The 20,717-nt window shown below is 73.1% G+C and carries 18 protein-coding genes; 7 read left to right on the plus strand and 11 right to left on the minus strand.

All coding sequences use genetic code 11. The features are described 5' to 3' along the window. The first annotated feature begins 73 nt into the window (after nt 1-73). On the plus strand, nt 74-919 hold the full coding sequence (locus ACWCPM_RS10305) for an SDR family oxidoreductase (RefSeq protein WP_450975704.1): 846 nt from the start codon (nt 74-76) through the stop codon (nt 917-919). A gap of 22 nt (nt 920-941) precedes the next feature. Here ACWCPM_RS10305 and ACWCPM_RS10310 read toward each other — a convergent pair whose 3' ends face one another. Together ACWCPM_RS10310 and ACWCPM_RS10315 are read right to left on the minus strand one after the other, a co-directional pair. After that, nucleotides 942-2,633: a DUF885 domain-containing protein gene (locus ACWCPM_RS10310; protein WP_450975705.1), complete on the minus strand. Its 1,692-nt coding sequence runs from the start codon at nt 2,631-2,633 to the stop codon at nt 942-944. A gap of 33 nt (nt 2,634-2,666) precedes the next feature. Beyond that, the gene (locus ACWCPM_RS10315; protein WP_365444835.1) at nt 2,667-3,158 is read right to left on the minus strand and encodes an Lrp/AsnC family transcriptional regulator; all 492 of its coding nucleotides are present in this window, start codon (nt 3,156-3,158) and stop codon (nt 2,667-2,669) included. Between the two features lie 59 nt (nt 3,159-3,217). Between ACWCPM_RS10315 and ACWCPM_RS10320 the strand changes: the two genes are divergently transcribed. Continuing rightward, on the plus strand, nt 3,218-4,450 hold the full coding sequence (locus ACWCPM_RS10320; protein WP_450975706.1) for a trans-sulfuration enzyme family protein: 1,233 nt from the start codon (nt 3,218-3,220) through the stop codon (nt 4,448-4,450). Between the two features lie 125 nt (nt 4,451-4,575). Here the strand turns inward: ACWCPM_RS10320 and ACWCPM_RS10325 are convergent, their stop codons facing one another. The 4 genes from ACWCPM_RS10325 to ACWCPM_RS10340 form a co-directional block, all read right to left on the minus strand. After that, nucleotides 4,576-6,015 carry a GNAT family N-acetyltransferase gene (locus ACWCPM_RS10325; protein WP_450975707.1) on the minus strand — a complete coding sequence of 480 codons (1,440 nt, stop codon included), beginning with the start codon at nt 6,013-6,015 and terminating at the stop codon, nt 4,576-4,578. Between the two features lie 179 nt (nt 6,016-6,194). After that, on the minus strand, nt 6,195-8,846 hold the full coding sequence (locus ACWCPM_RS10330) for a DUF7824 domain-containing protein (RefSeq protein ID WP_450975708.1): 2,652 nt from the start codon (nt 8,844-8,846) through the stop codon (nt 6,195-6,197). Further along, nucleotides 8,843-10,255 carry an SWIM zinc finger family protein gene (locus tag ACWCPM_RS10335; protein WP_450975824.1) on the minus strand — a complete coding sequence of 471 codons (1,413 nt, stop codon included), beginning with the start codon at nt 10,253-10,255 and terminating at the stop codon, nt 8,843-8,845. Before ACWCPM_RS10335 ends, ACWCPM_RS10330 begins: the two co-directional genes overlap by 4 nt. A gap of 416 nt (nt 10,256-10,671) precedes the next feature. Beyond that, nucleotides 10,672-11,520, minus strand: coding sequence for an alpha/beta fold hydrolase (locus ACWCPM_RS10340; protein WP_450975825.1), 849 nt, complete (start codon nt 11,518-11,520; stop codon nt 10,672-10,674). Nucleotides 11,521-11,959: 439 nt separating this feature from the next. On the opposite strand from ACWCPM_RS10340, the gene ACWCPM_RS10345 reads away from it, so the two are divergent. Then, entirely contained in the window at nt 11,960-12,721 is a 762-nt protein-coding gene (locus tag ACWCPM_RS10345; RefSeq protein WP_450975709.1) for a GntR family transcriptional regulator, read from the plus strand. A 217-nt stretch (nt 12,722-12,938) separates the two neighbouring features. On the opposite strand, the gene ACWCPM_RS10350 is transcribed toward ACWCPM_RS10345, so the two are convergent. The 3 genes from ACWCPM_RS10350 to ACWCPM_RS10360 form a co-directional block, all read right to left on the minus strand. Continuing rightward, nucleotides 12,939-14,096 carry an ROK family transcriptional regulator gene (locus ACWCPM_RS10350; RefSeq protein ID WP_450975710.1) on the minus strand — a complete coding sequence of 386 codons (1,158 nt, stop codon included), beginning with the start codon at nt 14,094-14,096 and terminating at the stop codon, nt 12,939-12,941. Nucleotides 14,097-14,195: 99 nt separating this feature from the next. Next, a complete protein-coding gene (locus ACWCPM_RS10355; protein WP_450975711.1) occupies nt 14,196-14,858 on the minus strand; it encodes a response regulator in 663 nt (220 codons plus the stop codon). 14 nt (nt 14,859-14,872) lie between these two features. Continuing rightward, nucleotides 14,873-16,030 (minus strand): sensor histidine kinase, encoded by a 1,158-nt coding sequence (locus ACWCPM_RS10360; RefSeq protein ID WP_450975712.1) that lies wholly within the window; start codon nt 16,028-16,030, stop codon nt 14,873-14,875. 107 nt (nt 16,031-16,137) lie between these two features. Between ACWCPM_RS10360 and ACWCPM_RS10365 the strand changes: the two genes are divergently transcribed. From ACWCPM_RS10365 to ACWCPM_RS10380, 4 genes are read left to right on the plus strand one after another with little or no spacing between them, the layout of a single operon-like run. Beyond that, nucleotides 16,138-17,058 (plus strand): ATP-binding cassette domain-containing protein, encoded by a 921-nt coding sequence (locus tag ACWCPM_RS10365; RefSeq protein ID WP_450975713.1) that lies wholly within the window; start codon nt 16,138-16,140, stop codon nt 17,056-17,058. A gap of 2 nt (nt 17,059-17,060) precedes the next feature. Continuing rightward, nucleotides 17,061-17,786, plus strand: a complete 726-nt coding sequence (locus tag ACWCPM_RS10370; protein ID WP_450975826.1) for an ABC transporter permease — start codon at nt 17,061-17,063, stop codon at nt 17,784-17,786. Between the two features lie 40 nt (nt 17,787-17,826). Then, nucleotides 17,827-18,267 (plus strand): hypothetical protein, encoded by a 441-nt coding sequence (locus ACWCPM_RS10375; RefSeq protein ID WP_450975714.1) that lies wholly within the window; start codon nt 17,827-17,829, stop codon nt 18,265-18,267. Next, the gene (locus ACWCPM_RS10380) at nt 18,264-18,386 is read left to right on the plus strand and encodes a hypothetical protein (RefSeq protein WP_450975715.1); all 123 of its coding nucleotides are present in this window, start codon (nt 18,264-18,266) and stop codon (nt 18,384-18,386) included. Before ACWCPM_RS10375 ends, ACWCPM_RS10380 begins: the two co-directional genes overlap by 4 nt. A gap of 118 nt (nt 18,387-18,504) precedes the next feature. Here the strand turns inward: ACWCPM_RS10380 and mug are convergent, their stop codons facing one another. Both mug and purB read right to left on the minus strand, forming a co-directional pair. Next, on the minus strand, nt 18,505-19,062 hold the full coding sequence (mug, locus tag ACWCPM_RS10385; RefSeq protein WP_450975827.1) for a G/U mismatch-specific DNA glycosylase: 558 nt from the start codon (nt 19,060-19,062) through the stop codon (nt 18,505-18,507). After that, nucleotides 19,059-20,501, minus strand: a complete 1,443-nt coding sequence (gene purB / locus ACWCPM_RS10390) for an adenylosuccinate lyase (RefSeq protein WP_450975716.1) — start codon at nt 20,499-20,501, stop codon at nt 19,059-19,061. The genes mug and purB overlap by 4 nt, the downstream gene beginning before the upstream one ends. Between the last annotated feature and the right edge of the window lie 216 nt (nt 20,502-20,717).

The raw sequence follows: 20,717 nt of genomic DNA on the forward strand, positions 1-20,717 counted from the left end.
CGCGGGAGGGCTTCGGACGGCTGGGCGGAAAAGCGCGTGCGTCCTGTCCGCCCGTCGCCCATCATGGGCGACCATGCCGTCCCTGCCTCACCCCTCCCCCGAAGACCTGCGCCGAGACCCCCTGCCGCTGCGCGGCCGTACCTCCCTGGTCACCGGGGCCAGCAGGCGCGGCGGCATCGGTCATGCGGTGGCCCGGCGGCTCGTCGCCCACGGCGCGAGCGTCTACCTCCACCACCATGTGCCGCACGACGCCGAACAGCCCTGGGGCGCAGACCGGATCGACGACGTCGTCGACTCGGTGCGCGCGGCGGTAGGCGACCCCGGGGCGCGGGTCGTCGCCGGGCCCGGTGACCTCGCCGATCCGGCCGCGCCCGCCGAGCTGATCGCCACCGCCGCCGCGGCGCTCGGCGGACGGCTGGACATCCTCGTCGCCAACCACGCGCGCAGCGGATCCGACGGGCCGCTCGACGCCATCGACGCCGGCATGCTCGACGCGCACTGGGCGGTCGACACACGGTCGGTCGTGCTGCTGATCCAGGCATACGCGCGACTGCGGGAGGACCTGCCCCCGCGCACTCCGGGCGGGCGCGTGCTGATGATGACCTCCGGCCAGGACATCGCGGGCGGTATGCCCGACGAGATCGCCTACGCCCTCCAGAAGGGCGCCCTCGCCTCGATCACGCGCTCCCTGGCGACGACGCTCGCCGAGCGGGCGGTCACGGTGAACACCGTCAACCCAGGTCCCGTCGACACGGGCTATCTGACCGGCGAGGTCCACGCGGCCGTCGCCGCGCGCTTCCCCGCCGGGCGGTGGGGCATGCCGGACGACCCGGCCCGCCTCATCGCATGGCTCGCCACCGACGAGGCGGACTGGGTCACCGGCCAGGTGATCGACTCGGAAGGCGGCTTCCGGCGTTGACCTGACCGTCCAGGGTGTGGCCTCAGAGGCGGGACAGCTCGTCGACCAGGTCGTCCAGTCCCAGGGAGCCCTGGGAGAGGGCGGCCATGTGCCAGGCCTTGAGGTCGAACGCGTCACCGTGCCGCTCCCGGGCGTTCTCCCGGCCGAGCAGCCAGGCGCGTTCGCCCAGCTTGTAGCCGATCGCCTGGCCCGGGATCGTGAGGTAGCGGGTCAGCTCGCTCTCCACGAAGTCCGCCGGGCGGCTGCTGTGCGCGCCGAAGAACTCCTGTGCCAGCTCGGGCGTCCAGCGCTCACCCGGGTGGAAGGGCGAATCCGCCGGGATCTCCAGCTCCAGGTGCATACCGATGTCGACGATGACGCGGGCGGCCCGCATCATCTGCGCGTCGAGGTAGCCGAGGCGCTGTTCCGCGTCGGTGAGGAAGCCCAGCTCGTCCATGAGGCGTTCCGCGTACAGCGCCCAGCCCTCGGCGTTGGCGCTGACGCCGCCGATGGTCGCCTGGTAGCGGGAGAGGTCGCCGGCGACGTGCGTCCACTGCGCGAGCTGGAGGTGATGGCCGGGGACACCCTCGTGGTACCAGGTCGACACCAGGTCGTAGACCGGGAACCTGGTCTGGCCCATCGTCGGCAGCCAGGTGCGGCCCGGGCGGGAGAAGTCCTCCGACGGCGGCGTGTAGTACGGCGCGGCGGCGCTGCCGGGCGGGGCGATGCGGGACTCCACCTTCCGTACCCGCTCGGCGAGTTCGAAGTGGGTGCCGTCCAGTTCCCGGATCGCCTGGTCCATCAGGCCCTGCAGCCACTCCCGGACCTCGTCCACACCCTCGATGTGCGTGCCGTGCTCGTCGAGGTGGGCGAGCGCCACCCAGGGCGTCCGCGCGCCCGGGAGGATCTTCTCGGCCTCCTGCCTCATCTCGCCGAGGATGCGGTGGAACTCCGACCAGCCGTAGGCGTACGCCTCGTCCAGATCGAGGTCGGTGCCGTTGAAGTACCGGGACCAGCGGGCGTAACGCTCCCGGCCCACCGTGTTCGGCGTGCCCTCGACGGTCGGCGCGTACACCTCTCGCATCCAGTCCCGCAGCTCCACCACGGCCGCGGTCGCCGCACGGGCGGCTTCGTCCAGCTCGCCGCGCAGCGCTTCGGGACCGGCCGAGGCGAAGTCCTCGAACCAGCCGCGCCCCTCGCCGTCGGTGTCCGTCCACTCGCCGAGCTGGTCGATGAAGGTGGCCGTCGGGCGCGGGGCCGCGTACAGCTTGCGTTCCAGCCCCAGGGCGAGGGACTCGCGGTAGCCCGCCAGAGCGGCCGGCACCGCGCGCAGCCGCTCCGCGATCGCCGCCCAGTCCTCCTCCGTCTCCGCCGGCGTCACCGTGAACACCTCGCGCACCGGGTGCACGATGGTGCCCAGGTTGCCGACCGAGCGAAGGCCCTCGTCGGCGTCGTGCACCGCGAGTTCGGCGGTGAGCCGCTCACGCAGCAGGCGTGCGCAGCGGCGCTCGATGTCACTGTCCGCGCCGGGCGCGCGCTCCGCCTCGTCGAGCCTCGCGAGGGTCGCCCGCGCCAGCTCCGCGAGCGCCTCCTGTCCCGCGGGCGAAAGGTCGGGCAGGCGGCTCGAACTCTCCTTCACGCCGAGATACGTACCGGTGACCGGGTCGAGGGCGATGAGCTCGTCGACATAGGCGTCGGCGACCTCTCGGGGCAGCGGGCTCTTGGTGTCTGACATGTGGACCATCCTCGTACGAGGGGCCACGGTGCGTCACCCCGATTGTGCCGAGGGCGAAGGCGGCAGCAGCGGGCCGCAGTCCCACCGCTGGAAGATCAACCGTGTCTCCACGCGGGCCACCTCCCGGTGCGCCGTGAACTCGTCCAGCACCAGCCGCTGTAGATCGGCCATGTCCGCGACGGCGACATGCACGAGGTAGTCGTCGGGCCCGGTCAGGTGGAAGACGGTCAGCGACTCGGGCAACGCCCGGATCCGCTCCACGAACGGCCGCACCAGCTCCCGTCGGTGCGGCCTGACCTGCACGGACAGCAGAGCCTGCAACCCGCGTCCCAACTTGGCCGGATCGAGGCGCAGCTGATGCCCGAGGATCACGCCCGCGCGGCGGAGCCGGGTCACCCGGTCCAGGCACGTCGACGGCGCGACGCCCACCTGGGCGGCGAGATCGCGGTAGGTCGTCCGGGCGTCGTTCTGCAACAGCCGCAGCAGATCGAGGTCCACCGGATCCAGTACGACAGATTCGGCCATCGGCCGAACGTAGCACGGGTCATTCCCTGTGTGGCCCGGTCGGTGTTCACCCTGCGGGCATGGAGACGAGAGTGCCGGACAGCGGGAACGCTGCCACAGAGGACGTGACACGGACGGCCGCCGCCGGGGGCCCGGCCAGGAGGTTCGCCACCGAGGCCGTGCACGCCGGGCGGGACGATCTCGCCCGGCAGGGACTGCACGCCCCGCCCATCGACCTGTCCACCACCTACCCCTCGTACGACAGCCGGGCGGAGGCCGCCCGCATCGACGCCTTCGCCACCACCGGCGCCGAACCGGACGGCCCGCCCGTCTACGCCCGGCTCGGCAACCCGACGGTCGCCCGCTTCGAGACAGCCCTCGCCCGGCTCGAGGGCACCGAGTCCGCCGTCGCCTTCGCCAGCGGCATGGCCGCGCTGAGCGCGGTCCTGCTGGTACGGGCCTCCCTCGGTCTGCGCCATGTCGTCGCGGTACGGCCCCTGTACGGCTGCAGCGACCACCTCCTCACCGCCGGACTGCTCGGCTCTGAGGTCACCTGGACCGACCCGGCCGGCCTCGCGGACGCGCTGCGCCACGACACCGGGCTCGTCCTGGTCGAGTCGCCGGCCAACCCGACCCTCGCGGAGGTCGACATACGGGCCGCCGCGCACGCCTGCGGCTCGGTGCCGCTGCTCGTCGACAACACCTTCGCCACCCCCGTCCTCCAGCGCCCGGTCGAACAGGGCGCGCGGCTGGTGCTGCACAGCGCCACCAAGTACCTCGGCGGGCACGGTGACGTACTGGCAGGTGTCATCGCCTGTGACGAGGAGTTCGCGGGGCGGCTGCGCCAGGTGCGGTTCGCCACGGGCGGTGTGCTGCATCCGCTGGCCGGATATCTGCTGCTGCGCGGCCTCTCGACCCTGCCGGTGCGGGTGTCGGCGGCGTCCGCGAACGCCGCCGAACTGGTCCGCCGCCTCGCCGTCGACCCGCGCGTCGCCCGCGTCCACTACCCCGACATCGGCGGCGCGATGGTCGCCTTCGAGGTGCACGGCGACCCGCACCAGGTCATCGCCGGCGTCCGTCTGATCACCCCGGCCGTCAGCCTCGGCAGCGTCGACACCCTCATCCAGCACCCGGCTTCCATCAGTCACCGCATCGTGGACGCGGACGATCGCCGGGGCGCCGGTGTCAGCGACCGGCTGCTCCGGATGTCGGTGGGGCTGGAGGACGTCGAGGACCTCTGGGCGGACCTGGACGCGGCACTGGGGGAGGAGCCGGTACCCACCCGGGCGGCGGCGGGGGTGTGGCACGCCTGAGCGGCCCGGTCCCATGCCTCGGGGACGGCGCGGCCTTCGCCGGCACCGTCCCCGAGGCGCCGGTCAGCGCCTCCGGGAGTCGCTGGCACCGAGCCGTCCGGACGCCCGTCGGTCGGGCCGTCGTCTCACTCCCGGGCGAACCGTTCGCCGCGCCGGTCCGCGTCGTGCGGTACTCCCGAACCGACCGGTGCCGCGTTGAGCCGGGCCGTGATCACCAGGGTGCGCTCCTCGATCTGGTAGTCGAGGGGCAGGGACAGTCCGCGCATCGCGGCGACCATGCCGGTGTTGGACGACTGCGTCAGGGCGTACACGCTCTCGCAGCCGGCCTCGACCGCCATCGCCACGAGGCGGCCGAGCAGTTCGGTCCCGATGCCCCGGCGCTGCCAGTCGTCCTCGACGAGCAGCGCGACCTCCGTCTCGTCCCCGTCCCACAACAGGTGTCCGAGCCCGACGATCCGGCCCGACGCGGTCTGCACGGCCAGGGTCCGGCCGAAGCGCGGGCTCAGGAGGTGGTTGAGGTAGCGGTCCGCGTCCGCGACCGGCCCGTGGTAGCGCATCGAGAGGGTGCGCGGCGAGCACCGGTCGTGCATCGCCTTCGCGGCCTCGACGTCCCCGGTGTCGGCCCGTCGCACGGTGATGGCGTTGCCCTGCGGGAGCGTCAGGACGTCCTCGCCGCGCGGGACGCGCGGCCCGAGCCGTGCGTCCAGTTCCACCAGCGCGCGTGCCCGCGCGAACTCGGTCGGCGTGAACGGCAGATACGGCCGTTCCACGGTGATCACGCCACCCTCCGGTGCCCGCAGCCGCAGCACGGTGTCCTCCAGGACGCCCTCCACCGGTACGCCGTCCGTCCCGCGGCCGCCCACCGGGGAGGCGGGCAGCGAACGGATCGTGCACCGGCCGAGCAACTGTCGCAGGGCCAGGGGTAGTTCGGCGGCGTCCAGGGCGGTTCGGGTGGCCAGGTCCAGGACCCGGGTCGGCGCGTCCACCAGATCGTGGGCGTCGGCCCGCTCGATCCATGTGCACGTGCCGCCCGCCTGCGCCGCCGCCCGCGTCAACTCGTCCGCCGCGAACCCGGCCGGGGCCCGCAACAGGAACTCGTCCACCGTGCCGTCGCCCAGCGGATGCGTCTGCAGGCTCAGGATGTCGACCCGGTGCCCGGCCAGTTCCGTGCAGAGCGCGGCGAGGGAACCCGGCTCGTCCTTCACCGTCGTCCGCATCCGCCAGAGCGTGCCCTGGCCGGAGCCGGGGGCGTCGGGCCGCCCGTGCGCGGAGGCGGTGGACGCGGAGGGCCCGGCCTGCGGCTCCGAGGAGGGCGGCCGGGCGCCGGTATCGCTGATCGGCGGCGCGTGCCCGTGGTGGCGTGACCACCAGGTGTGGAACGCCGCCGTGGCCAGCAGGGCGATCGCGGAGATCACCAGCAGCGCCGGGCCGTCGGGGCCGTGGCCGATCAGGTTGGCCACGGCATCCGCCACCGCGACGGCGGTGAACAGCGCGGCGAGTTCCACAAGGTCGCGTCGCCAGTGGTGCACGGGGCGCCCATGTTTCGCACGGGTCACATCAGACATGTCTCGACTCATGCACCCACTGTGGAGGAACGGTGTTGCGTGATCACGAACGCTCTGTGACTGATCGGTAAAGCATGGATCTGTCCTATTTATTGTTTTTTCTGCAACCAGTCGTTCGCGTCGTGACGACCTGCGAGGACGTATGTGTTCCCTCGCCTCCCGGTACCGACCCGGCTACGTCATGCCGCCGCCCGCTCGCCCAGCGCACTGCGCAGCCGACGCGCCTGTGTCACCAGACGGGAGGAGCCACGCCGGGCCGCCGCCTGGGCCAGATGGGGCACCTCGCCGCGCGCGCCGGACCGCTCGGCGCACTCGGCCGCGACCGCCAGCAGGTCCCCGAGGTCCCGGACCGGCGGCGCCTCACCTGTCGACAGACCGGAGAGCAGGTCGGGCAGCGTCCGGCTCAGAACGCTCCATGTTGTGGCGTCGGCGCCGGTCGCGGCCGCCGTGCGCATCGAATCGGACAGTCGTCGCGCCTTCACCGCGCCGCATCGGACGAGCTGCCCGAGGTCCGATCCCAGCCGCCCCGCGTCCAGCTGCCCGCGCGCGGCCAGCACCAGCAGTGCGTCCACCGCGGCCAGCCGGTCCTCCGGATGCCGCGCCCCGAGCCCGTAGGCGACGCCCAGATGGACGGCCTCGCCGGCCTCCCCGCCGGACTCCGCCAGCGGCGGCAACGCCGCGGCGGCGCCCCTCGAGTCGTCCACGGCGAGGTCGGACAGCCCCTGCAGCAGCCGCGCCGCCACCAGCTCCCGCCGCTCCGGGAGCAGCGCCGACCAGTGCTGCCGCATGTCGTCCTCCCAGTGGTAGCACCACCGGTGCTGCTTGAACCCGTCGAGCGGTCCGCCCAGCGACCGGAACGCCGCCGGGAAGTCCTCCTGCAGTTCAAGGACTTCGCCCAGCTCCAGCAGGACGCGCCGCCCCCATGCCCGCCGCCGCACAACGGGCGTCTCGGGTGCGCCGGAGGTCAGCCAGGCGGCGAGCCGTGTCCCCTCCGCCGTCCCGAGATCCGCCGCCCGCCGGGCCGCCGACCCGGCCGCCTCCGGGTCTCCGCGGCGCACCCGCAGCAGGGCCTGCGCGAAATCGGCGTCCGCGACCCGGGCACCGAGCCGCGCGTAGGCGTCGAGGCGTTCCACCAGTTCGTCCGGCTCCAGCAGGCCGGTACTCCAGGTCGGGGTCGAGAGAAGGAAGGGCAGCGGGTCGGTGCGCAGCCGGTACGCCACCTCCCACAGGCGGCACTCGAACGCCCTGAAAAGGGCGCTGTGCACACAGTCACCGGTGCGGGAGCCACGCGTGAGGCGCGTGTGCAGGATGGCGGTGCGGACCGCGCCGCGCAGCGTGGCGAGCAGAAGGTCGAGGCCGCCGCCGGCGTCGGAGACCGCGCCGTAGGAGTGGCCGAAGCCGTCGCCCGACGCGGACCGGTCGGCGCTGTCCCACCAGCGCCGGGTGACCACCGGTTCCAGTGCCGTCATCAGCGCCTCACGGTCCCGGTACGCGTGGCGCACCAGACCGTCCAGGGCCCGCTCGAAATCGGTGACGCCCGGCTCCGAGGCCAGGGCCGCGCCCACCTCCTCGGCCAGCTCCACGGCGGACGCGGCGACGGGGGCCAGGCGTGCCGGCCTGGGGGCCGGGGGCAGCAGCTCCTCGTGGCCCGACGGTTCGGGACCGGCCGGCGCCGCTCCCAGTGTCCCGACCGCGCGAGCGCGCAGTCCGGGAATCAACTGCTGCGCGGCCCTGGCGAGCTCCGCCCGCGCAGGCACCGAGTCCAGCTTCCCGACGTGCCGTTCGGCCAGCTTCAACGCCCGCTCCTGGACGTCCGCGTCCTCGTGCCCGAAAGCCTGCGCGACGGCGGGCAGCAGCTCTCCGGCCGCGGTGGCGTCCCGCGTCAGCGCCTTGCCCAGCAGCACCAGCTGTGCCCGCACCAGCTTGCGCTCGCTGCGGAACAGCACCGCCTCGGACATCTCCGCCAGCTGCCGCGCCGTCAGCCCTCCGTCCAGGGCCAGGGCCCCGAGAACCGACTGGGCGTGCGAGGCCACCGTCGACGTGGCGTCGGAGGCCAGCGCCAGCCAGTCCGTCGAGTGCTCCCGCTCCTCCTCCCGGGTGAGCGCGAGACACTTCAGGAGCCGAAGGAACGCCCGCTGGTCGGAGGTCGTGCCGCCCCGCAGCAGTCGTGCCACGCACGCGTCGACCGTCGCCCGTCGGTCGAGGGCGCCCTCCACCGTCAACTGCGCCAGTGCGCCGATCCAGCTGTCCGGGCCGTCGTCGTTCGGCCACCGCAGCCGGTTGCCCATGTCCTCCGTCTCGAACAGAGCGGCGGCGAGCTCCCGCAGATGCGGGTCCTGCCGCAACCGGTCGAGGAGCGTGCCCCCGCGCTGCCATGAGCCGTGCAGGTGATCGACCCAGCCCCGGACGTAGGCGTCGGTCGTCGGCACCGGGCACCCGGAGAGCCGTACCAGGCCCGCCATGAGCTCGAACGGCACCCAGGCGGTGGCCGGACGCTCCGCCAGCCGGTGCGCCACATCGGCCAGCCAGTCGGCGTCCCGGTCGCCCAGCACGTGCAGCAGCACGCCGGCCGAGACCTGCGTCCAGCGCAGGTCGGCGGCGGCGATCCAGCTCGCCACGCCTGCCGCGCCCGTCTGGCACGCGGCCCCGGCCGCGTGCAGAGCCGGATACGCGCGCTGCGCCGGCGACTCCCAGGGAGCCGCCCGCAACTCCTTGCGGAGCTCCTTCAACTCGGGGAAGCACGCGCGCCGTTCGACGTCCGTCAGCCCGTCGAGCAGGGCCACCGCCTCGGCCGTACGGCCCGCCCGCACCAGTTCCGCCAGCGAACTCATCGCACACCCCCGTCGACCCGCTCCTGCTGTCCCGCCTGCGCCGCGGTGACCCCGCGCCGCACCATGCGCACCGCCAGCGCGTGTTTGCACGGACCACGCCCGCCCCGGTACTTCGCCCACCACACGCAACTGCAGCTGAGCACCCCCGTCTGCTCCCTCACCCGGTGTATGTGCCCGTCCTCCGCCGTCACCGTGGCGATCGCGCCGTCCAGGGCGACCGCGCCCGCGGCCACCAGCGCGCGGGCGGACCGCAGGCGCGGGTTGTGCCGCTCCACGCGTGCGGCGTCATAGGGCAGTTCGCGATGGAAGTAAGCCGTCTCCGCCACGTCGTACCCGACACGGCCCGAGGTGCCGAGACTGACCAGGGCCGCCCGGACGCGCTCGGCGGTCAGCCCCGAAGCGGTCGCGAGGTCGCCGACGTCGACGCGCGGCTCCCACGCCAGCAGCACCGCGATCAGCTCCGCGTCCTGGGCGGCCTCGTCGGTGGCCAGCGCGTCCAGGACTCCGCCCTCGCCGGAGAACCCGCGCGAGGCGTCGGGAGACAGTGTCAGCGTGAGCCGCATGCCCGGGAGGACGACTTCCCAGGCCGCCGCCGTGGCGGCGGAGTCGCCGGCCACCGCGGGGCCGTACACCCGCAGGGACGTCGCGTGCCGCAGCACTCGCTGGAGCGCGATCAGGCGCTCCGGGCCGGGCAGGCACACCGCGCCGGGCACGGGCCTCGTGCTGGGCCGCAGCGCGCGACCGGCGGGCACCACCCAGCGGGCGCCTGCCGACGCGCCGCGTCCGCCGCCCCGGGGCAGCGCCCGCAGGAACCGCACCGCGTCGGCGGCCGGCAGCTCCGCCCGCAGATCGAAGTCGGCGGCGACGACCTGGGCTTCGGCGAATCCTCGCAGCCAGCGATCGGGCAGCGGCACCTTCTTCTCCACGACCGGACCGTCCAGCGTGGTCACCGCCATCTCCTCCGGGCCGACCCGAAGGTGCAGCGGGTCCGCCGCGCCGACCCGCGACAGGGCCTCCCGCAGAGGGTTGTTGACGTCGACGTTCGTCGTCCCGTGTCCCACCGTGCCACCGTCGAGGCCGGCCTCCAGGACGTCCAGGCGCGCGTACACCCCGCCGCAGCCGGAGAACGACTCGAAGCGCAGCCGGTCGCCGTTACCCGTGACCACCGGGTCGAGCGAGGCGCGCAGCTGCCGTTGGTGGTACCGCGCGGCCGCCACGTCCGCCACCGCGAGGAGGCCCGCCGCAGCGATCTGCGGTGAGGTCAGGAAGCCCGTGAAGAACTGCGGATGGTCCCGCACGCCCGAGGGCGTCGCACCGCGTGAGGTCTCCAGACCCAGGCGCTGCCCGTCCACCGCGGACTCCAGCACGGAGGGTCGCCGATAGGCCACGGCCTGCAATGATCGCGTCATGGGAAAACCGTAGAGGCCACCACTGACAATCAGTCTGACCTGCGAAAACGCTGATCTGGCCGAGGAGTTGGAACGCTCGGGAAGGGTCGTGCACCGGGAGATGGCGCCGGTGCGCGACCCGTGTCGCGAGGGTACGGGAACCAGTGCCCTTGATCGGAGTTCCTGCGAGGGGCGGAACTCCTGCCGGGAGGGGGAGTTCCTGCGGGGCGTGGGGCGTGGGTCTGAGCTCCTGCCGAAGGCCCGCCTCGGATCGGTCTCCAGCAGTCCCGGGGCCAGGGACTCGCGGACCGACCCGGTGTAGGCGACGCGTTCCGGCTCCAGGCCCTGGAGCGCGCCCACGGGTGCCCGGTCGTGGCGGACGTCGTGTGCGCCGCGGGGCGGGAGAAGCGCGCCCCGTGCCCCCTGCGACGCGGTCCTCAGGGCGACCGCCTCGCGGCGGGGCGACTGCCGTCGAGCAGTACCCGCGCCACGAGTGCGGGGTCGTCGTTCATCGGGACGTGACCGCAGCCGGGCAGCCGGACCAGCCGGGCCCTGGGCAGGATGTACTTGGCGCGGACGCCCTGCCGGGGCACCAGCAGTCGGTCCTTGCTGCCCCAGGCCACGGTGACCTGGATGCCGGTGATGTCGTCGGTGAACCGCACGTCCCGGCCGCTCCGGAGGGTCTGCGAGAACCCCTCGGCACGGGCCAGCGCGAGCGTCTCGGCGACCACCGCCTCGGGCGAACGGCGGGCCGGGCGGGCATAGATCGCGCTCGTCAGCAGTGTGCGGCCCACTGCGGGGCGGGCGAGCGCCTGGACGACGGGCGGCGGCATGCGCCGGGCGATGTGCCGCATCGCCGTGAGCACGGTGAAGGCGTAACGCCGCTCCGCCTGCGACCAGAACCCCGCGGGCGACAGTGCCGTCACCGACCGCGCGAGCTTGTCGCGGCCCAGTTCGAGGGCGAGCAGGCCGCCGAGCGAGTTGCCCGCCACATGCGGCCGTTCGACCCCGAGCGCCTCGCACAGCGCGGCGAGCACGGTGGTCGTCGTCGGCAGGTCGTGCGCCAGTCCGTCCGGGAGTGCCGAGGACTCGCCGCACCCCGGCAGATCGACGGAGATCACGTCCCGCTCGACGGCCAGGACGGGGACGACCGGGTCCCACACCTGCCGGTGGTGACCGATTCCGTGCAGCAGGAGCAGCGGTTCACCGGTGCCCACGCGGGTGTACGCCATGCTCATGCCGCGCGGGCCGTGCGGGGTGGGGACCGTGAAGGAGACGGTGGACATACAGCTCCTCGTCGAGGACTCGGTGCCGGACATGATGGAGGCACCCTGTCAGCAACGGCTACCCGCGGGTAGCCCCCAGGGCCCCGGTCCCGTCAGCCGTACGGCCGAACGCACCGCGTTGGACGCAGGCATTGCGCGCGTCCGCACGAGACGGCGGCACGCGCGTGCCCGCCGAAAGCGCCTGGACACCTCGTGACGTTTCGGACGGGATGAGGTGAAGACCGCCGACTCCGCCACCGGCGCCGTTGTGTCACGTATGTGCCGGGGTGCGAACGGCCCGTGAACGCTCGGCCGCGCCCCACCCGTGCGGCGCCCGAGCGAGAAATGATTGGTCTTGACCAAGGGTGAGGGCCGTCCTATGGTCGCAGATAAGTACAACAACCTTTAATAAACAAGGGCGCTAAAACGCCGCCGATCCACGGCGATTGCGGAGGACAGGGTGGGGACCACGCAGCTGGAATCGGTGCCGGAACCAAAGTACTGGCATCTCAAGACCGTGCTCACGGAGGCACTCGACTCCGAGTTCTCGGTGGGCGAGATCCTGCCCAACGAGCGCGACCTCGCCGCCCGCTTCGGCGTCGCCCGCGCCACGCTCCGCCAGGCCCTGGAACAGCTGGAGCTGGAAGGCAGGCTGCAGCGCCGGCGCGGCGTCGGCACGACCGTCGCCCCGCCGCGCGTGGGAGTGGCCGTCGGCACCGAGCAGCACGACTGGCCGGGCGGGTCCGGCGACGCCTGGCAGGCCGTCGACTGCGTGGTCGCGGTCCCGCCGGCCGTGGTCGCGGACGCCCTGGAGACGGGCCGCGACGAGCCCGTGCACATCGTGCGCCGCACCCGTACGACCCACGGCCAGCCGGTCGCTGCCGAGCTGCTCTACATCGCCGAGTCGTCGGTGCCCGACCTGTCCGCCATCGATGCCCCCGCCGGCCCCGCACGCGCGCGTGCGGTGCTGCGCGAGCTGCAGCGCCTGGAGCTGGAGGGCCAGGACCGCGCCGTCGAACTCGGCTCGGCCCGTGCCGACGACGCCAAGGAGCTCGACCGTCTGCCGGGAGCGCCGGTCCTGGTCGTCACCACCCGGTTCCACTCCGCGGCCCGCATCGCGGCGGTCTCCGTCGCGACGTACCGCGCGGACACCTGCCGGCTGACCTTCGGCGACTCGGGCGGTGTGGAGATCCACGAGGGCCCGGAGCGCAGGGCGTCCTGACCTCGGCGGCGATCAGCGTCGTGCGGGCCTCGGAGTTCCTCCGGGGCCCGCAGGTGTTCGCGGCTCGCGGCCTCGCACGCTCCGCTTCCCGGTTCGGCGGCCTCGCACACTCCCTCCGGTCCGCCGCCCCTTACGCAGGTCTCTCCAGGCCGCGGCCGCCGCAGGTCACCGGCGTACGTCTCCACCGTGTGTCAGCGTCGTACGTCACCGCCGTGTGTCACCGGCGGGCCGTCACCGTGCCCTCGACCGCGAACAACTGCTCCTCCACGTGGTCCAGTGCCAGCCGCAGCGCCCCGGTCGCCACGGCCGCCTCACCCAGCAGCGACAGCGTCACCTTCGGCGGTCGCAGGCAGTAGCGGGCCAGTTCCCGCCGCAGCGGATCCAGTACGCCGTCCAGTCCCGCCGCCCAGCCGCCGATCACCACCAGTTCCGGGTCGAGGGCGAGTGCGAGTGCGGCCACGTCGTGCACGAGTCGCTGGATGAACCGTTCGACGGCGGCCATCGCCCGCTGATCACCCTCGCGGGCCTGCGCGAAGACCTCGGCGACCGCCTGTTCGTCCAGCGGATGCAGCGGTTCGTCGGTGGTGGACAGCAGCGTCTCGGGCGTCGCCTCCCGGCCCAGCAGATGCAGCGCGCCGATCTCGCCGGCCGCCCCGCCGAAACCCCGGTGCAGCCGCCCGCCGATCAGCGCGCCCGCGCCCGGGCTGAGGCCCGCCAGCACGAACACCACGTCGTCGGACTCGATGGCGGAGCCCTTCCAGTGCTCGGCGACCGCCGCCGCGTTGGCGTCGTTCTCCACCAGCACCGGGCACTTGAAGGAGCGCCCGAGCCGTTCCCCGAGCCGCAGCCCCGTCCAGCCCGGCAGCGCGGTGCCCAGCCGTACGGTGCCGTCGGCCTCGACGATCCCCGGCGTCGCCACCCCCACCGCCCGCAGCGAACCCCGCGCGATCCCGGCCCGGCGCAGCAGCTCGGCGACGGCGGTGCGCAGCCGGTCCAGCCGCTCGTCGGCGTGCGCGGTCTCGTCGATGTCCTTGGCCTGCGCGCCGACGATCCGCCCGTCCAGGTCCGCCAGCAGCGCGGCGACCCGGTGCGGACCGATCTCCAGCCCCAGCAGATGCCCGGCCTCGGCCCGGAACCGGAACCGTCGCGCCGGCCGCCCCTGGCGCCGCGTGGCACCCTCCTCGGCCGCCTGCTCGACCACGAGACCGGCCTCTATCAGCCCCTCCACGACCCCCTCGACGGTGGGCCGGGACAGACCGGTGACCCGGGTGATCTCCGTCAGCGTCGCGCAGTCCGTGGCACGCAGGGCGTGCAGCACCACCGCGGAATTGATCCTTCGCAGCAGCGAGGGATCCCGGCCGGTCAGCTGCCCCAACGTCCGTCCTCCCAGCTCGTCCGCGTGTTCGCCGGATCGTACTCGTCACCGGCCGACAGCGGCGAGTGCCGGAGCCCCGGAATCCGCCCGGGATTTTCCTCAACCGGGCGAGACGAACCCCGACTCGTACGCCGTGATCACGGCCTGGGTCCGGTCCCGCGCGCCGAGTTTCGCCAGCACGCCACTGACATGCGACTTCACCGTCTCCGTGCCGACGACCAGCTGCCCGGCGATCTCCGCGTTCGACAACCCCCGCGTCATCAGCCGCAGCACCTCCGCCTCACGCTCGGTCAACCGGGCCCGCTTCAGTACCGCCCGGGCCGCGCGATTGCCGCCGCTGTCGCCGTACTCCGCGGCCAGCTGTCGTACCGACGCGGGGAACAGCAGCGAGTCGCCCTCGGCGATCAGCCGTACGGCGTGCACGATCTCGGCCGGCCGGGCCCGCTTCAGCAGGAACCCGGAAGCCCCGGCCCGCAGAGCCGCGTACACGTACTCGTCGTTCTCGAACGTCGTCACCACCAGGATCCTGGGCGGCTCGTCGACCGTCCGCAGGACCGCGCGTGTGGCCTCGATGCCGTCCAGCAGCGGCATCCGTACGTCCATCGCGACGACGTCCGGCCGTAGTCGCCGTACCAACGGGATCACCGCGGCCCCGTCCGCCGCCTCGCCCACGACCTCGATGTCGGGCTGCGCCTCCAACACGGCACGCAGTCCCGCCCGTACGAGAGGTTCGTCGTCGACGAGGAGAACGCTGAGCGGCATCCGGCCAGCGTAGATCAGCGCAGCGGCAGCTCCGCACGCACCTGCCAGTCACCGTCGGCCGGTCCCGTCCGCGCGCTCCCGCCGAGGAGGGCCGCCCGCTCCCGTATGCCCCGCAGGCCGCTGCCCTGTCCGGGGCCCGGTATCGCCCCGGGCAGCGGGTTGCGGACGTCCAGCGTCAGGATGCCGTCCGCCACCTCGATCCTGACCCGGACCGGGACGGCACCCGCGTGCCGCAGGACGTTGGTCAGCGACTCCTGGACGATGCGGTACCCCTCGCGCGAGACCGGTCCCGGCACGGCGTCGACCGGTCCGGTCACCTCGGCGTCGACCTTCGCCCCGGACACACGCGCCGACTCCAGCAGCCGCTCGGCGTCCACCAGCGTGGGACGGGAGCTCAGCGGGCGCTCCGCCTCGCGCAGGACGCCCAGCACCCGCTCCAGATCCTCCAGGGCGGCCCGCCCGGTCTCTTCGATGGCGGCCAGCGCCCGCTCGGTGAACGCCGGATCGCCCGCCGCCCGCGCCGCGCCCGCCTGCACCACCGCCACGGTGAGGGCGTGGCCGATGGAGTCGTGCAACTCCCGCGCGATACGCGTCCGTTCCAGGAGCTGCTCGGTGCGCTCTTCGAGCGCGGCCAGCCGCTCGGCCGCGGAAGGGCCGAGAAGGAGGCGGGCGGCCGCGGTGACCACGTGGCCGAGGAAGAGCACCGCCACGTAGAGCGCGATCAGGGGGAGCGGTGCCAGCAGACCGTAGATCCACGGGGCCTCGACGGTCGGCAGCAGGGGGTTGTCGTCGTGCTGTGGGTTCCCGAGCGCGGTCGAGATCAGGTCGACGGTGGTGAGGGGCAGCCATATCGTCGCGAAGGACGCCGCCACGCTGAGCGCCAGGCGGATCTCGAGCCACAGCAGGGTGCGCCACCGGTCCGGCCAGGTCGACGAGTGCGCCGTGGAGATCCCCGCATCGGCTTCGCCCGGCGTCAGCAACAGCTGCGCCTGCACGCCCTCGCCCCTCCGCACGGCCGGGATCATGGCGACCGGGACCGCCACCAGCGCGGGCACCCACGGCTTCGACATGTCGATGAAGAGCCACACGCTCACCAGGAACATGGGTACCCACAGGTGCAGCCAGCGTGTGTACGTCGTCCCCCGCAGCAAGGGGCGCAGCAATCGGCCCATTTCGCCATCGTGCCAGCAGCCACCGACAACGCACCTCCCCCGGGCGGGGGAGACGGTCACCACGTGCGGGGGAGGAGTACGGGCCGCCCACCGGCCAGGCTGCTGCCATGACCAGCATCCACGTCCAGGACCTCACCAAGGAGTACGGCTCCCGACGCGCCGTCGACCACCTCACCTTCACCGTCGGGCCCGGCCGCGTCACCGGCTTCCTCGGCCCCAACGGCGCCGGAAAGTCCACCACCATGCGGCTCGTGCTCGGCCTCGACCGGCCCACCTCCGGCACCGCCACCGTCGGGGGCCGCCCCTACGCCACGCTCCATGAGCCCCTGCGCGAGGTCGGCGCCCTGCTCGACGCCGGTGCCGCCCACGGCTCCCGCACCGGACGCGACCACCTGCGCACCCTCGCGGCCGGAAACCGCATCCCGGTACGCCGCGTGGACGAGGTGCTGGAGGAGACCGGCCTCGCACCGGCCGCACGCCGCCGCGTGAAGTCGTACTCCCTGGGCATGCGCCAACGCCTCGGCATCGCGGGGGCACTGCTCGGCGACCCGGCGGTGATCATGCTGGACGAGCCGTCGAACGGTCTCGACCCCGAGGGCATCGTCTGGATCCGCGGCCTCCTGCGCCGCCTGGCCGACGAGGGACGCACGGTCCTGGTCTCCAGCCATCTGATGGGCGAGACCGCGTCGTTCGCCGACCACCTCGTGGTCCTCGGACGCGGTCGGCTGCTCGCGGACATGCCCATGCGGGAGTTCATCGACGCGCGCGTGCAGCCCCTGGTCCGCGTGCGAACGAGCGATCCCGCCGCGCTGAAGGACGTGCTCGGACGGAATGGCTACATCTCCACCGAGACCGAGGACGGGGCGTGGAGCGTGCACCACGCGCGCGTGGACGACATCGGCCGCCTGGCGTCCGAGGCGCAAGTGCCGATCCTCGAACTGGCCGGCACGGAGGGAACCTTGGAACAGGCATATCTGGACCTGACCGCGACCGAGACCGAGTTCACCGCCCAGCCCCAGGAGGCATGACCATGTACTTCGCTCCCGTACTGCACGCCGAGTGGCTGAAGATCCTTACGCTCCGGTCACTGTGCGGCACGCTGTGCGCGCTGTTCGCCGTGTCCACGGCGTTCTCCGCGCTGAGCGGTATCTCCAGTGCCTCGGACCCGGAGTTCGACCCGCTGTTCCACGCTCTCTCGGGCATCATGCCCGGTCAGATCGCGGCCATCGCCTTCGGGGCCATGGCCGTATCGGCGGAGTACCACGGGGGCGCGCTCCGCGTCTCCCTGACCGCCGTGCCGCAGCGTGGGCGCTGGTACGCGGCCAAGCTGACGGCCATAGCCGTACCGGCGCTCCTGGTCGGTCTGCTGACGACCGGCGCGTCCCTGCTGGCGGGGCGGAGCGGGATGGGTGACGCCGCCGCCGGGCTCACGGTCGGCGAGCAGGTGCGCGGCGTGCTCGGCGGCGGGGTCTACCTGATGCTGATCGCGCTGTTCGCGGCCGGGTTCGCCGCACTGCTGCGCAGCGGCACGGCGGCGCTCGGCATCCTCGTCCCGTTCATCCTGATCATCTCGTTCGTCATCGGCGACGCGGCGGGCAGGGCCGTGGAGTTCATGCCGGACCGGGCCGGGCAGATTGTCCTGCAGGAGACATGGGACGGCACCTTGGGGCCGTGGACCGGGCTGGCGGTGACCGCCGTGTGGACCGCCGCGGCGCTGGCGGCGGGTGCGTGGAGCGTTCTGCGGCGGGACGCCTGACGCGACGCCAATTGTCAGTGGTGCCGGGTTTACTGGATGCATGAACATCGCGCGGTGCCTGGACACGATCGACCGGCTGTGTTCCCGCCCCTTTCCGTCGGAGCACGGCCGGTCGGACGTCTGCCGAGGAGGCCCGCGCTACCACTTGGTGGAGTTGGGGGAATGGGGAGCCACGGACCCCGGCTGCGCACACGGGGAACACACCGCGGACGACGTCGAGGCGTTCAGGGAGGGGATAGCCCAACGCCTCGACGAACGGTGGGGAGCGCGTCCCCTGTGGGGGATGCTCACTCTCCGGGTGCGCGCGGAGCGGGGCGAGGAGATCCCGGAGCCCTGGGCGAGCGTCAGCGTCCTGGCGGACGACCTGCGCATATGGGAGGCGGCGGGGACGGGCCGCTGGATCGCCCTCGGAACAGCCCCCGGCGACGGGACGGCCCCCGCCCGGCTCCTGGCCGTCGTGACGGAGGTGGCCCCGGCGTGAGGGTGCGGCCCATCGAGGCCACCTGGATCGGCGCGGACGCCTACGCGGCCACTGTGAGCCGTGCGGGCGCCTGCGCGGCGACCGAGGGCTGTGCGGGCGTCTGTGCGCGGCCACCGTGAGCCGTGTCGGCTCCTTCGCCGCCGTCAGAAGTCGTGAGCCACTCCTCCGTGGCGGGTCGCCCGAGCCGGGGACCCTTTCACGGCCCGACGGCCCGACAGTCCCACGGCCCCATGGCCGTTAGCCCTCCGAGCAGTCCTCCGAGGCAAGGCGGAGCCGCGTGTACTCCTCCGCCATCGTCCGCGCCGTCCAGTGCGCGTTCAGCCCCGAGGGATTGGGCAGGACCCACACGCGGGTCTCCCCGATCGTGCGCTCCTGCGGCCCGATCCGCGCCTTGCGGTCGTCGAAGGCCGCCCGGTACGCGGTGACCCCCACGACCGCCAGCCAACGCGGCCGCAGCCGCGCCACCTTCAGGGACAGCAGCCGCCCGCCCTCGCGGAACTCCTCGGCGCCCAACTCGTCGGCCCGCGCCGACGCCCGTGCCACCACGTTCGTGATGCCCAGTCCGTACGACGGCAACTCGCCCTGCTCGGAGGGGGCCAGGAGCCGGGGCGTGAAGCCGGACAGATGGAGCACCGGCCAGAAACGGTTGCCGGGACGGGCGAAGTGATGACCTGTCGCAGCCGTCATCAGTCCGGGGTTGATACCGCAGAACAGGACGCGCAGACCGTCCGCGACCACGTCGGGGACGACACGGTCGCGGGCGGCCTCCAGCTCCTCGGGAGTGAAGCGCGTCAGAGGATGGCTCCCGGCGTGTACCCCGCTGCCTCCGGGTGCTGCTTCACGATCTCCTCGATCCGGCCGATCACGGCCGCGACCTGGCCGGCGGCGGCACCGGTGAAGGACAGCTTGTCGGCCATCAGCTCGTCGAGCCCGGCGCGGTCGAGCGGGACGCGCTCGTCGGCTGCCAGCCTGTCGAGCAGTTCGTTGCGCTCGGCGCCCTGCTCACGCATCGCGAGGGCGCACGCCACGGCGTTCTCCTTGATCGCCTCGTGCGCGACCTCACGGCCGACACCCGCGCGCACCGAGGCCATGAGCACCTTCGTCGTCGCCAGGAACGGCAGGTAGCGGTCCAGTTCGCGCGACACCACCGCCGGGAAGGCGCCGAACTCGTCGAGCACCGTCAGGAACGTCTCGAGCAGGCCGTCGAGCGCGAAGAACGCGTCCGGCAGCGCGACCCGGCGCACCACCGAGCAGGACACGTCGCCCTCGTTCCACTGGTCGCCCGCGAGCTCACCGGTCATGGAGGCGTAGCCGCGCAGGATCACCATCAGGCCGTTGACGCGCTCGCAGGAGCGGGTGTTCATCTTGTGCGGCATCGCGGAGGAGCCGACCTGACCCGGCTTGAAGCCCTCGGTCACCAGCTCGTGCCCGGCCATCAGCCGGATCGTCTTCGCCAGCGACGAGGGTCCGGCGGCCAGTTGTACGAGCGTGGTGACGACCTCGTAGTCCAGCGAGCGCGGGTAGACCTGACCGACCGAGGTGAACGCCTGCGAGAAGCCCAGATGCGCGGCGATCCGCTGCTCCAGGTCGGCCAGCCTGCCGGCATCGCCGCCGAGCAGGTCCAGCATGTCCTGCGCGGTGCCCACCGGACCCTTGATGCCGCGCAGCGGGTAGCGGCCGAGCAGCTCCTCGATCCGGCCGTACGCGACCAGCAGTTCGTCGGCGGCGGTGGCGAAGCGCTTGCCCAGGGTGGTGGACTGCGCGGCGACATTGTGCGAGCGGCCGGCCATGACCAGCTCGGCGTACTCCCCGGAGAGCTTCCCGAGGCGTGCCAGCACCGCCACCGTGCGGTCGCGCATCAGCTCCAGCGAGAGCCGGATCTGCAGCTGCTCGACGTTCTCGGTGAGGTCGCGGGACGTCATGCCCTTGTGCACGTGCTCGTGCCCGGCGAGGTCGTTGAACTCCTCGATCCGCGCCTTCACGTCGTGCCGCGTGACCTTCTCGCGCTCGGCGACCGAGGCGAGGTCGACCTGGTCGAGGACCCGCTCGTAGTCGGCGATCGCCGCGTCGGGGACATCGACCCCGAGGTCCTTCTGGGCGCGCAGCACGGCGAGCCAGAGCCGGCGCTCCAGCCTCACCTTCTGCTCGGGCGACCAGAGCGTGGCGAGCTCGGCGGAGGCGTAGCGTCCGGCGAGGACGTTGGGGATACGGGGCTTGGCGGGCGCAGAAGTCACGTAAACGGAGTTTACCTGCCGTCCACGGAGGCGCCGAACGCCCGGACAGCACGGGGTATCGCAGGTCAGGGGCATGGCGGGCGGCGCCTGTCCGAGGGCGGTCCGTCGCACGGACGCCGCTTGCCGGATGGTCGCCGCCGGCCCCTGCCGAAGGTTCGATCCCTGTCCGCGCCTCGGCCTTCCGGAGAGACGCTGGGCCCGCTGTGGGCCGGAGAT

The organism is Streptomyces sp. NPDC002309 (genome assembly GCF_053593375.1).